At 59.1% G+C, this 12,742-nt stretch carries 12 protein-coding genes; 6 read left to right on the forward strand and 6 right to left on the reverse strand.

The features are described from left to right. The coding region (locus DWB63_RS17450) for a hypothetical protein (RefSeq protein ID WP_206613192.1) at nucleotides 1–223 on the forward strand (223 nt) is incomplete at its 5' end. A gap of 55 nt (nucleotides 224–278) precedes the next feature. On the opposite strand, the gene DWB63_RS16955 is transcribed toward DWB63_RS17450, so the two are convergent. Continuing rightward, nucleotides 279–1,679 (reverse strand): MATE family efflux transporter, encoded by a 1,401-nt coding sequence (locus DWB63_RS16955; RefSeq protein ID WP_128330056.1) that lies wholly within the window; start codon nucleotides 1,677–1,679, stop codon nucleotides 279–281. Between the two features lie 71 nt (nucleotides 1,680–1,750). Here DWB63_RS16955 and DWB63_RS16960 point away from each other — a divergent pair, with 71 nt between their 5' ends. The 4 genes from DWB63_RS16960 (at nucleotide 1,751) to DWB63_RS16975 (ending at nucleotide 5,273) form a co-directional block, all read left to right on the forward strand. Beyond that, on the forward strand, nucleotides 1,751–2,461 hold the full coding sequence (locus tag DWB63_RS16960) for a hypothetical protein (RefSeq protein ID WP_128330057.1): 711 nt from the start codon (nucleotides 1,751–1,753) through the stop codon (nucleotides 2,459–2,461). Between the two features lie 50 nt (nucleotides 2,462–2,511). After that, nucleotides 2,512–3,351, forward strand: a complete 840-nt coding sequence (locus DWB63_RS16965; RefSeq protein ID WP_128330058.1) for an AraC family transcriptional regulator — start codon at nucleotides 2,512–2,514, stop codon at nucleotides 3,349–3,351. A 69-nt stretch (nucleotides 3,352–3,420) separates the two neighbouring features. After that, a complete protein-coding gene (locus DWB63_RS16970; RefSeq protein ID WP_128330059.1) occupies nucleotides 3,421–4,368 on the forward strand; it encodes a proline dehydrogenase family protein in 948 nt (315 codons plus the stop codon). 2 nt (nucleotides 4,369–4,370) lie between these two features. Next, nucleotides 4,371–5,273, forward strand: a complete 903-nt coding sequence (locus DWB63_RS16975) for a DMT family transporter (protein ID WP_128330060.1) — start codon at nucleotides 4,371–4,373, stop codon at nucleotides 5,271–5,273. Nucleotide 5,274: 1 nt separating this feature from the next. On the opposite strand, the gene DWB63_RS16980 is transcribed toward DWB63_RS16975, so the two are convergent. From DWB63_RS16980 to DWB63_RS16995, 4 genes are all read right to left on the reverse strand, one after another. Beyond that, on the reverse strand, nucleotides 5,275–6,180 hold the full coding sequence (locus tag DWB63_RS16980; protein ID WP_128330061.1) for an isoaspartyl peptidase/L-asparaginase: 906 nt from the start codon (nucleotides 6,178–6,180) through the stop codon (nucleotides 5,275–5,277). Between the two features lie 93 nt (nucleotides 6,181–6,273). Next, entirely contained in the window at nucleotides 6,274–7,017 is a 744-nt protein-coding gene (locus DWB63_RS16985) for a hypothetical protein (RefSeq protein ID WP_128330062.1), read from the reverse strand. Between the two features lie 71 nt (nucleotides 7,018–7,088). Beyond that, the gene (locus tag DWB63_RS16990) at nucleotides 7,089–8,153 is read right to left on the reverse strand and encodes a phosphotransacetylase family protein (protein ID WP_128330063.1); all 1,065 of its coding nucleotides are present in this window, start codon (nucleotides 8,151–8,153) and stop codon (nucleotides 7,089–7,091) included. A gap of 87 nt (nucleotides 8,154–8,240) precedes the next feature. Next, the gene (locus DWB63_RS16995) at nucleotides 8,241–10,349 is read right to left on the reverse strand and encodes an acetate--CoA ligase (protein WP_128330064.1); all 2,109 of its coding nucleotides are present in this window, start codon (nucleotides 10,347–10,349) and stop codon (nucleotides 8,241–8,243) included. Nucleotides 10,350–10,364: 15 nt separating this feature from the next. Between DWB63_RS16995 and rnc the strand changes: the two genes are divergently transcribed. Beyond that, nucleotides 10,365–11,045, forward strand: coding sequence for a ribonuclease III (gene rnc / locus DWB63_RS17000; protein WP_128330065.1), 681 nt, complete (start codon nucleotides 10,365–10,367; stop codon nucleotides 11,043–11,045). Between the two features lie 101 nt (nucleotides 11,046–11,146). Here rnc and DWB63_RS17005 read toward each other — a convergent pair whose 3' ends face one another. Then, complete coding sequence (locus DWB63_RS17005; RefSeq protein ID WP_128330066.1) at nucleotides 11,147–12,073, reverse strand: flagellin; 927 nt, start codon at nucleotides 12,071–12,073, stop codon at nucleotides 11,147–11,149. Between the last annotated feature and the right edge of the window lie 669 nt (nucleotides 12,074–12,742).

Genomic DNA, 12,742 nt, shown 5'->3' on the forward strand with positions numbered 1-12,742 from the left:
AGCGAAAGCCGCCTACAGGCTCTTGGCTTCGGGGCCAGGCCCACAGCGTAGAAAAGCGTTTTTTGCTTCATTTTGTCGCTTCGGACAAAAAGAAGTCGCTGTAAAAGCGAAACACTTCGTAATGATGGTGCTAGCTTCCACCGCGAATGCGCTACGTCATCAACAAAGAGGCATAACCCATTATTGGGATGACGAACAAAGGATCACCGCGAATGCGCTATGAACAAAACAAACAGCGCCACCTTGGATGCGGGCTGTTCGTCATGGCCGCGCGGCCGCTATTGTTGAGTGGGTTTTGTGACGGACTCGGAGCGCTGGATGCTGTCCTGGACCCTGTTGACGGTCCTGCGGGCAAACCAGAAGGCTATGCCTGCGGATATCCAGACGATGCCGAGGATGGAGAACCACAGGGCGGTTATGGGATAGCCCAGCGTTCGGGTGAACAGGGTGAACAGGATGTATGGTGCGGCGACCTGGCGGGAGAGGCCCAGCCAGATGGCGAAAAGCGGACGTTTCATGCCTTGGAGGATCGAGGTGGGGACGAAGATGGCCACGTAGCCGTAGAGGGTGAAGGCGTCGATACGCAAATACTCGGCACCGATGGCCGTCACAGCCGGGTCGTCGGTGAAGATTCGCATGAGCGGTTCCGCGAACAGGAAGATGGGCACGGACAGCGGCAGGATCAGCATAGCGCCGTAAAGGAGATTTTTTTTCATGTTCTCCCTGATGCGGTCGATCCTGTTTGCGCCGTAGTTTTGGGCCGTGATGGTCAGGGCGGCAACAGACAGGCCGATGGTCGGCAGGAGAATAATCTGGTCGATGCGGGTGGCGATGCCGTATGCCGCTGCCGCTTCCGGGCCGAATCCCGAGACGAAACGGAAAATCACAAAGAAGCCGAGCGCGATGGTCATGGAATTCAGTGACGCCGGGAACCCCTGACGGGCGATTTCGGCGTAGATTTTCGGGCGGGGGATGAGGTTGCGACCGCTGTTTGTCTTGAGCAGACCGGTCCGGCGCGCCTTGACCAACAGGTAGACCGCTCCGACCCCCTGCAGGAGGACCGTGGCCCAGGCCACGCCGGCCAGTCCCATGGCAGGCAGCCCGAATCCGCCGTGAATGAACCAGGGGTCAAATGCGACGTTCAGGGTGGCCATCAGGATGAGCACGTTGCGCATACTCCGCGTGTCCCCCTGGGACTGGAGCACTGCGTTGAAGAGAAAGAGGGATACTGTAAAGAAATTACAGGAAAAAATCGGACTCATGTACTCCAGGCAGGTCGTGAGGTAGGAGCCTTCGGCTCCGAGCCAGCCGAAGATATCCGGGGAAAAGATCAGTCCGAACCAGGCCAGGAAGGCGGAAACGAAGATGCCGAAGCTGAGCATCTGCACGGCAATGAGTGCTGCCTGGTCCCGGTCCCTGGCTCCGAGTGCTGAACCCATGAGCGCTGTGGAGCCGGTGCCGATGCCGCTGGCCAGGGCAGTGATGATGAAATAGACCGGCAGGGACAGGGCCAATGCGGCCACTGCATGGGTGTCGATGCGCCCTGCCCACCATGTGTCCACCACGTTGAACATGGTATTGAAGAAAAATCCCACACTGGCAGGTACGGCTACCTGTCGTATCACCTTGGGAATGGACCGTGTGGTGAGATCGGTGGTGTCGGTTGGCGATTGCGTCATGGCGACGACTGTATACGTTTTGGTATTCGTGATACAGAGGATTTTACCAAGGGCAGCACGGGAGGAACGGTATGCGCATTCTGGCTGGTTTCATGAGTTTTGTGGCAGGGGTGTTTCTTGTGGGAACGGCCGTGGCAGGTAGCGTGGTTCTGACCTTTGACGTCAACAATTTGGGCACTTCCACCTGGGGGACTTACAACACCACCAAACAGTTCGAAGGCGAGGGCGGCAACCCCGGGGCATGCGTGAAATTTCACGGCATCGGCGGTTTGGGCGGCAGCTTCGCCAACAACGGGTTCACCGGTGATTTCGCGGCAGCGGGCTTCACCCGGATCAGTATGGACATCAAGACGGTGCAATGGGTCCTGCGGCCGGACAATTCCAATCCCAAGGGGTACATCTTTGCCCGGTATGATGATGCGCACTGGCCGTGGTGCAAGGAGATTGCGGATTTCGACCCGGTGTCCGGCGGGTACAGGACCTATTCTGTGGATTTCAATCCCGGTTGGACCGATGCCGAGGCGCAGGCCAATGGCTGGGCCGTGGTCACCGGATACGGAGACGGGGCTACGACCTCGTTCGGCAACACCTTCCACCATGTACACCAGACCGGTTTTTGGGTGCAGGGAGTGTCGGATGGGGCGCAATGCTCCGTACTGGTGGACAACTGGAAGCTGGGGCCGTCCGGTCAGGGGGTGAAGACGATTCAGAAGCCGGTGAAGATGGACCCCAAGCGTCGGGTTCAACCCTTTCCCGTGTTGCCGAGGTCCCAAATCAAGTAACCGTGGACATGGTGTTGACGCGTTGGCCGATGGGCCTGTAGCGTACCTGCATGGGTAAAATGCCGACCAATTCCGACGTGCAGTTCTGGCGTGATCCGGATCTTCCGGGCGTGGAGGTGCGTTATTCCTCTTACCATGAGGAGGCCTTTTGCAACCACGCACATGCGGCCTATTCCGTAGGGGTGATCGAGACCGGAAAGACCACATTCTACCTTGCGGGCGAAGCGTATGTCGGCCTTGCCGGGCGGATGATCCTTATCGGGCCGAACGTGGCTCACGCCTGCAATCCAGACCCGGATTCCAGCATGACCTACCGCATGTTCTACGTGGATGTCCCCCTGCTTGAATCAGTGACCGCCGAGGTCTTCGGGCATGAGGTCGGACAGCCGCATTTCCCAGAACCCGTGGTGGATGACCCCGGCCTGGTCGATGCATGGCGCACCCTGCACCTGGCTATCATCGAGGGTGCGGACCGGCTGGAAAAGGAAAGCCTGTTCATCCAGGGGCTGGCCGAACTGGTGTCGCGTCATGCCAGTCTGGGCATCCCGGATCAGCCTTCCGGGAATGAACGTGCGGTCCGGGTGGTCAAGGAGTACCTGGCGGACAATGTCGCGGAAAAGGTCAATCTGGACACGTTGTCTCAAGTGGCAGGACTGAGCCGTTATCATCTTTTGCGGTTGTTCCGGGATGTCACGGGATTGCCTCCCCATGCCTATCAGAATCAGCTTCGCGTGGACATGGGGAAGGGACTGCTGGCGGGCGGCATGTCCATCAGCCGGGCCGCCGTGGAGACCGGGTTCGCGGACCAGTCCCATTTTTCCCGAGTGTTCAGGCAATATACCGGGGCCACGCCCTTGCAGTACCAGTCCTCCAACTGCACCGGATCGTAACCGCAATTTCGTACCATACATCCTGTCAGGCGCCGCTTATGATCCTCTCCCAACCAAAGGAGAAGATTCATGCTCTTGTGGCAGAAATTGATGATAGCCCAGGCCCGAAGCAAGGCCGTGACCCGCTTCATGCAGGGCTCTTCGCTCATGACCCGTTTTGCCCGCCAGTTTGTGGGCGGTGCGGACGTGGCGGGCGGGCTTGCCTGCGCCCGGAAGCTCAAATCGCGGGGCGTGTCCGCTTCCCTGTTCTACCTCGGTGAGTACGTGGACGACCCGATCGAGGTGCAGGCGACCCTGGACGCCTTGATCGGTGTGGCGGACGGACTCGGGGAAAGTGGGCTGGATGTGCATATGTCCGTGGACCCGACCCAGGTCGGGTCCATGATTTCCTGGGAGGCATGCCGGAAAAATGTGTTTGCCCTTGCCCGGAGCGTGTCCCAAAGCGGCGACACCGGTCGCAACGTGCTCATGTTGGATATGGAGGATTCCTCGGTTACCGAACCCACCCTCGGCTTGTATCAGGAGTTGCTTCAGGAGGGGCTGCCCGCTGCCGTGACCGTCCAGGCGTACCTGCATCGCACCTCGGACGACCTGGAGAAACTCGTGGAGGACGGGGCCATGGTCCGGCTGGTCAAGGGCGCATTCGCCGAGTCGGGAGCCGTGGCCGTGACCGGGCGGCGGGAGCGCGATGACGCTTATCGGAAAGCCATCGTCACCCTGCTCTCCTCCGGAGCGCGGGAGCAGGGCGTGTACCCGGTCTTCGGCACCCATGACCACGGCATGGTCGAGTTCGCGGCCCATGTGGCCGAGGCCAACGGTTGGCAACGGGATCAGTGGGAAGTGGAGATGCTGCTCGGTGTCAGGCCGGACTATCAGCGGGAATTGGTGGCCCAGGGCGTGTCCCTTCGGCTTTATCTGCCTTTTGGGCGGGACTGGTGGCCCTATTCCATCCGCAGGGTAGGCGAAAACCCCAAGAATCTTGGCTTTGTAGTGCGCTCCATGATGGGAAGGGGGTGATCATGAGTACGGAAGCCTCTCGCGTTCTGCCTGTCCAAGGAAGAGGGCTGCTGGCCCCGTTCTGCCTTGCTGGGGCTGTTTTCCTGTGGGGAACCTCCTTCATGGCAACCAAGGCTGCCCTGGCAGGATTTGCGCCCATGGGCGTAATTTGGTTGCGTATGACTTTGGCCTCGTTCACCGTACTGCTCGTTCGGAGGCGTATTCCCGCGCCGAAATACATGGCGGGAGACTGGAAGGTTCTGGCCTTTCTCTGCCTGATGCAGCCGTGTCTCTATTTCTTGCTGGAAGGCTATGCCATCAGCCTGACCACCTCGTCGCAGGCCGGTATGATTTCATCCCTGGTGCCGCTTCTGGTGGCGGCCGGGGCGTGGATTGTCCTCAGGGAACCCATGTCCGGCAGGGGACTTTTCGGTCTTCTTGTCTCCATCGGCGGCGTGATCTGCCTGTCGCTGGGCGGTTCGGCCGATGCTGCGGCTCCAAATCCTGTGCTCGGCAACCTGTTGGAAGTGGGGGCCATGATCTGCGTGGCCATGTACATGGTGGTCATGAAGCGGTTGAGCGCCCGATACCCCACATGGTGGCTCACCGGGATGCAATGTGTGGCCGGGGCTGTGTTTTTTCTGCCCGGGGTCTGTATCGGCAACCCCATGCCCCTCGCCGACGTTCCGCTGACCGCCTGGCTGGCTGTGGCCTACCTCGGCCTTTTCGTCACCCTGGGGGCCTTTGGTCTGTATAACATGGCCATGACCTCCATGCCTGTCGGCCGAGCTGCCATGGCCATCAATCTGGTTTCGCCGGTTGCCCTGGTCGCGGGCTGGCTCATGTTGGGGGAAACCCTCTCCGCCTTGCAGTTGGGGGCTTGCGGGGTGGTGGGCGTCGGCGTGTGGCTGGGCCGCAAGGGATGATCTATGTGTTGATCTGCGCCCTGGTTTTTCCCTTGTCGTCCGCATAGGCAAAGGCCATGCGCGGGGTATTGTGGGCAAAGCCGTATGTGCCGTCGGGGGAAAGCATGATCACGCCGCCGAACCCATGGCCGCGCGATTTGAGCACATCCATTGAAAGGCTGGCCGCGTCCATGGGCAGGTCGGTGCGCAGAAAGTCGCAGGCGGTCTTGCAGAGCATTACCCTCAGGATGGATTCGCCGTAACCCGTGGCCGAGGCTGCACCAAGTTCGTTGTCCGCATATCCGCCCGACCCGATGATGGGGGAATCGCCCACACGGCCCGGATGCTTGCGCGGGGTGCCGCCCGTGGAGGTGGCACAGGCCAGGTTGCCGTCCGCGTCCAGGGCCACTGCGCCCACGGTGTCCGAGGGGTGCTCACCGCTGAAGGCGTTTATGGGAGTGAATTTCTCGTCGTTCTTTATCTTTTCATAAAAGTCCAGCTCGCGGGCCGTGAGCAGTTCTCGCGGGTCCACCTCAGTGAAGCCGCATTCACGGGCAAACTGCGTGGCCCCGACGCCCACCAGGATGCGGAAGTCCTTGTTCTCCATGACCTTGCGGGCCAGGGAGACCGGATGCAGGAGATTGGTTACGGCTGCCACGGCCCCGAAGTCCAGGGCCTGACCGTCCATGATCAGGGCGTCCAGTTCGATGTCGCCGCAGGCATTGAGGAATGCGCCGCGCCCGGCGTCGAAGGTGGGGTCCGCCTCCAGGATGTTGACCGCCTTTTCCACCGCGTCGAGCGCGGACAGGCCATTTTGAAGCAGGGGATATATCCGGTCCACGGCCTGGCGGACACCGGCCACGTGGGCATCGGCAAACTCGTCCGGGATATCCCAGGCGCCGCCGTGCACGATCAGTCTCGGTTTCATGGGTATCTCTCTTTATTGATTGGTTTTGAGTCGGGACAAGTCATGCGGGGAACAGTGGTTGGAAATGCTGTCAGTCGAGTGCATGGATCGGGATCAGGGCTGTGGATTCGAGAGCATTTTCCCCGGGTACGGAGCGTCTGTGAAGAGATGCTGGTGAATGGCTTCATAGGTCCCGTCCGATTTCAGTGTGCGCAGCATTTCCGTGACCTTGGGGATGATGGCCTCGTGCTTTTTATGCATGTAGAGATAGAGCTGGGCCACTTCCAGGGGGGGGAAAAGAGGGCGCACGTTGGTGATGTTCAGCCTCTGGAGGAGATCACATCCTTTTTTGAGCCCCATGACGCCGACCTCAGCCCTGCCTTCACTGAGAAACTTCAAAAGGGCTTTCTCGTTCTTTACCAGGGTTTTTTGGGGGGCGGTTCCAAGGTGGGTTTCGCAGATCGCCCGTCCGTTCACCCAGGCAACATGGTGATGGAGGAGGCTCCTCCATCCGTCGACTTTCAAGTTCGGGTCCGCGGAAAATGCCGTGATGGATTCCCACCCGAGAGGCTCGGGGATCATGATGAGGTTCCGGTAAGATGCCGCTACCGCTTCGGTTCTGGCATAGTTGCCGTCGACTGTTCCCAGGTCCGCTTCACAAATGCTGCGTCTGTTGGGGCGGGGCAGGATCGTCAGCCTGTATCCCAGCCGGTGGAAGCATTCGGTCAGGAGCATATTTGTTTTTTGGGAAGAGAGGCTCTCCTGCTCGTCGGCTGTGCAAAGGGTGATGACTTCCCAGCCGCTGGCCGTAGAGGCAAAGAAAAGTAAGAATATGTGGGCAAGGATCAAACGGTGCATGGCATTCTTCTTCAGAGTTGCCAAAACGAGGCGCGGATATTGAAAGGTCCGCGCCTCGGAATTTTGGTCGGTTATTTCAGTCCGATTTCTTTTTTCAGGTATTCGAAATCGATGTTGTCGGAGACCAGTTCCGCACCTTGTTTGATTTTGATCGCGTCGCGCAGTTTGTGGCGGGACAGGATGTCGTCCATCTTCTTGGCCACGGTGAAGGTGTCTTCACGGACCATGATGATGGGGGTTTCCAGGACTTCGGACCGGGTCAGGATGATGTCGTTGGGATAGAGGTTGCCCGTCAGGATGAGGCAGGGGCAATCCCCTTCAAGGGCCACGAGCTGCACGTCAGACCGGTCGCCGCCCACGATAATGGCGGAGTTCTTCTTTTTGCGGAAGTGGGTCATGAAGTTCTCCACCTGCATGGTGCCGATGAGGAAGGACTCCACTACGCGCTCACTCTTGTTGTGCGCGGAAATGATCTTGCCGCCCAGGCGGTCGGCAAGGTCGCCCACCTTGATTGCGCCCATGAGGGGGTCGCGGGGGATGATTCCGAGGATTTTTACGCCTTTGGCTTCCATGGAAGGGCCGAGCAACTGGGAAATTTCGTCCATGAAGTTGGGCGGAACATCGTTGAGAATGACGCCTGCCATGAGGTCGCCCAGAGTTTCCTTCATGACCATGAGGTAGTCGTATTTGAGCTCTTTCTGGAAGCGGTCGATGATGATGGTCTTGATGCCGAGTTTCCTGATGACCGAAATGGCGTCGGTGTCGCAGTACTTGCCCGAGTACATGGAGCCGGAGCCGGCCACCAGGGTGACGTCCTTGTCCTTGGACACGGCCGCATACCCTTCGACGATCTTGTCGAGGAGGCCTTCCATCTTGCCGGTGAACGCCTTGACCTTGAAGTCCTGGGTGACCACGACCGGCGTGACCTTCTCGGGGTCTTCATGGATGCCGAGCACGTCCTGAACAAAGGCCGCGTCCTCGTCGCCGAGTTTCCCGTCGACTTCCATGGGCATGGCTCCGACCGGTTTCATGTAGCCCACATTGAAGCCTTCTTTCTGCAAACGCAGGCCCAGACCCATGGCGATCATGTTCTTGCCCGAGTACCCTGTGGTCGATCCGATATAGAGTCCAGCCATGCCGATATTCCTCCTGAGTGTGAAAGGGGCGCGAGCGGTGCAACCCCATCTCTTTCTGTATATGAGACCTTTAAAAAAGTCCAAACGTCATATTCGGCCCACGGTCAGGCGCAGGTCCGTGACAAGGGCGCCTTCTCCATCGACCAGGATCGGGTTGAGTTCGGCCTCCCGGATTTCCGGGAAGTCCGTTGCCATCTGAGACATGGAGAGCAGAACGTCTTCTATGGCGCTCAGATTTGCCGGTTCTTCGCCCCGTACGCCGCGCAGGAGCGGGAACGATTTTATTTCACGAATGATGTCCTGAACATCCTGGACCGTGAGAGGGGCCAGTCTGTAGCTGATGTCGCCCAGCACCTCGGCGGAGGGTCCGGCCATGCAAAAGGAGACCAGGGGCCCGAATTGCGGGTCCTGGGTGAACCGAACCACCACCTCCCGTGCCTTGACCGGCCCCATGGTCTGGACCAGGCATCCTGCGATATAGGCGTCCGGGCGTTTGCGCTGGGTCCGCGAGGTGATGTCCAGCCATGCATCCCGAACATCCCTGGGAGTGTGCAGGTCCAGAGTTACGCCATTCACTTCGCTTCGGCTGGAAATGTGTGGGGACACGATCTTGAGGGCCACGGGGTAGCCCATTTTCTTGGCTGCCCGCACGGCTTGATCCGAGGTGCGCACCAGCCGCGTTTCCGGAACCGGGAGTTCGTAGGCGGCGGCGATGTCCATGGCCTCGGCGAAAGGCAGTTCGGTGAGGCCGGTTTTCAGCGCCTGCTCGATGGTGCGTTCGGCCCTGCCCTTGTCGCGGCGAAAGCAGATCTCCACCGGGTAGGGACGGTGTTTCCAGCGATAATGGTCCAGCATGGCGGAAATGGCCCTGATGGCCGGTTCCGGATATTCGTAGCAGGGGATGCCCGCCTTGAGCAGCATGTCGCGTCCCGGCCCGATGCGTTCTTCGCCCATGAAACAGGCGAAGACGGGTTTGGCGCATTCCTTGGAAATGTCGATGATTGCCTGAGCGGTCTCAATGATCTCGGCCGAAGCTGTCGGTGTGAGCAGGGTCAGGATGGCGTTGGTGTTTTCGTCCTTGGCCACGGCTTCGAGGGTGAGCCTGTATCGGTCCGCTTTGGCGTCGCCTATGATGTCGATGGGGTTGTAGAGGGAGGCAAAGGGCGGCAGGGATTGCGACAGAATCTTCAGGGTGTCCCTGGATGGACGGACCAGATGTAATCCGGCGTCTTCGCAGGCGTCCGCAGCGAGTATGCCCGGACCGCCCGAGTTGGTGATCACCGTCAGATTCGGGCCGGTGGGCAGTGGCTGTTCGGCAAAAGCGCGGGCCAGGTCGAACAGGGATTCCAGGCTTTCCACCCTGATGATGCCTGCCTGCTTGAACGCGGCAGTGCTGGCCACCACGCTGCCGGCCAGGGAGCCGGTGTGGCTCGATGTGGCCCTGGCTCCGGCCGGGGTGGTGCCCGCCTTGATCATGATGACCGGTTTCTTGTCGGTGACGGCACGCGCCTTGGCCAGGAATTTCTGGCCGTCGTCCACGGATTCCAGGTAGCCGATAATGACCTTGGTGTCCGGGTCGTCGCCCAGAGCCTCCATGACATCGGCCTCGGAGACGCCCGCCTTGTTGCCCAGGGAGACGAATTTGGAAAAACCTATGTCCTCGCCGTCGGCCCAGTCCAGTATGGCCGAGCAGAGTGCGCCGCTCTGGGAGAAGAAAGAGATGGACCCTTTTTTCGGTTGAGCCTGGGCAATGGTCGCGTTGAGCCCGATGGAGGTGTTGACCAGCCCCAGGGTGTTGGGGCCGAGCAGGGTGATATTCTTCCTGCGGGCCAGGTCGGCCATTTCCATTTCCAGTTGGAATCCGTCGCGGCCGGTCTCGCGGAATCCCGCTGTTATGACGCAGATGGCATCCACGTCGGCCGTGGCCAGTTCCTGCATGGCCGCGAGCACCTTTTCACGGGGAAGTACTATGATGCCGAGGTCCGGTGGTTTGGGCAGGGCTGCTGCGGACGGATATGCCTTGAGTCCGAGAATTTCTCCGCCGTTGGGATTGACGGGAAAGATTGTCCCCTTGTACCCTGCCGAGATCAAATTGGACAGAATGACGCTCCCGAGCTTGTGCGGGCTCCGTGAAGCGCCGACAACGGCAATGGAGCCTGGATTGAATAATTCGCGTAAGTGGGCGTCTGATTGCATAATAGAGGGGGTTGAATGGATATTGATGCTCTACAGGAGTGTATCCACCATAGGTTTGCTCAAGTCAAGTTCCTGGAGACCGCGTTGACGCATTCTTCGTTTGCCAATGAACAGGATTGTCGGGAAGATAACGAGCGGCTCGAATTTTTGGGGGATGCTGTGCTGGAGCTGTGTATTTCCGAGGAGGGATTCAAGCGTTATCCCACGGCTCCGGAGGGGCAGCTCACGAGTATCCGTTCCCAGTTGGTCAAGGAGGCGAGTCTGGCTGTAATGGCCCGCGGGCTGGGGTTGGACAGGCATATCCGGTTGGGCCGGGGCGAAGAATTGCAAGGAGGCCGGGAGCGCGATGCACTTCTGGCGGATGCCTTTGAGGCGCTGCTCGGCGCGGTTTTCCTGGACGGCGGCTTCGAGGCCGCCCGGCAGACCATCCTGTGTTTGTTTGAAGAGCAGTGGCCCGTCAGGGCCATGTTGCCCGAAACCAAGGATTACAAGAGCCGGCTGCAGGAAGTCGCCCAGGAGATGTTCAGGGACCGGCCTCTCTACGTATTGGCAGGCACCAGCGGGCCGGAGCATGAGAAGATTTTCGAGGTGGATGTGACTCTGCCCGAGGGAGAATTGTTTCGGGGCAGCGGCACGAGCGTAAAGCGGGCCGAGCAGGAGGCTGCGCGCATCGCCCTGGATTTCCTGGAATCATAATTCTCCACAAAACCACTGCAAACGACCGGAGACCGAACCCCACGGCCATGAGCCGTGGGGTTTGGTTCCGATCGTCTTCAGTCGCAGGCGGTCTGTTACGACTAGCCGCCGATGAGCTGCATGGCCATTCTCGGCAGGGAGTTGGCCTGTGCCAGCATGGCGACAGCGGACTGCGTGAGAATCTGGTTGCGCACGAATTCGGTCATTTCCTGCGCCACGTCGACGTCGGAAATGCGGGATTCGGCGGATTGCAGGTTTTCGGCCTGAATTTCCAGGTTGGTGATCGTGTTTTCCAGCCGGTTCTGCATGGAACCGAGGTTGGCGCGGATCTTGTCCTTGGAAATGATGGCCTGGTTGATGGCATCCATGGCCGTTTGTGCCATGGCCTGGGTGGAGATGGACTTGCCCGCATTCTGTGCTTCCCAGGTGGTGCCGGTCTTCAGCGCGGCTGAATGGCCGAGGCCCAAGGCAGACGCGGTGGAGCCTTGAACGGCTACATAGTAGTAGTCCTCAGAGGAGTCGTTACCCGTGCCGAAGTGGATCTTCAGCGGGCCGGTTGCCTGGAGGCCTGTACCGTCGTGGTCGACACCGGGGTCACCGGACAGGTTGCCGTTCAAGAGATAAATTCCGTTGAAGTCCGTGGCATTGGCGATACGGGTGATTTCCGAGGACATGGCCTGATATTCGGAGTCGATGATCAGACGCTGGTCGGAGTTATAGGTACCCGTGGATGCCTGCATGGCCAGCTCTTTCATGCGAATGAGCTTTTCATCGATGACCTGCAGTGCGCCGTCAGCCGTTTGGATCAGTGAGATCGCGTCTGATGCATTTCGGATGCCCTGGTGCAGAGAGCTGATTTCCGAACGCATGAGTTCGCGGATCGCCAGTCCGGCAGCATCGTCGGCTGCTGTGCCGACTCGCAGACCGGAAGACAAGCGCCTGGTGGAAACACCGAGCCGACCATAGTGTTCGGACAGGTTTCTTTGGGCGTTCATCGCCATGAGGTTGTGGTTAATGACTAAAGACATCGGAACCCTCCTTGTTCGATTCTCAATTCCATTTGCGCAATATTAAGCACCATGTGTGCCAAATTTAATTTGTTAAGTTATATTAACGCTATGTATGTTTAAAAAAAGTCTAGAAAGGTCATTTTTTCCTATGCCGTAAAGCGCCGGGAGCATATGGCTGTCAATGGTTTGTCAAAATTTACCGTATGGCTTGGGCCTTGTTTCTGGCTTCGGGGCGGACTATGTGCAAGATATTGCTTGCGTAGCGAGCCTGAAGAGATAGGGAAGGCCGCCCAAAGGGGCGGCTTTTTGTTTGGGATGCGCGCCTTTGGCGCGAGAGGCGTTGTTTGGTGGGGCTTGCAGCCCCAACGGCGTTTCATGTTCTTTTCCGTGAATGTGTGCATATTTTCTTTCAGCAGGTCTGAAGAAGAGCCGTCGCTCATCGCTCCTCCATGTTTTTTTCTGCCCTCCCGGCGGGGTTCTTTTTTGGCTGAGCCGCCCCAAAAAAGAACCAAAAAAATGCGGCATTGGATTTTGGCCGCCCGGTGATCGGCGGCAAGAAGCTGATCGATTCAGGGTGGCTCCACTGCCTTGGCTTACAGGCGCTTCCCCTCCCTAACGTGACCCGTCAAGCCACATCCCCTGACCCCGGCAAAAAAGCCGCCGCCCCTTCATCGTCAGCTTCTAGGC

Source organism: Pseudodesulfovibrio sp. S3, from assembly GCF_004025585.1.
Lineage (GTDB): Bacteria > Desulfobacterota > Desulfovibrionia > Desulfovibrionales > Desulfovibrionaceae > Pseudodesulfovibrio.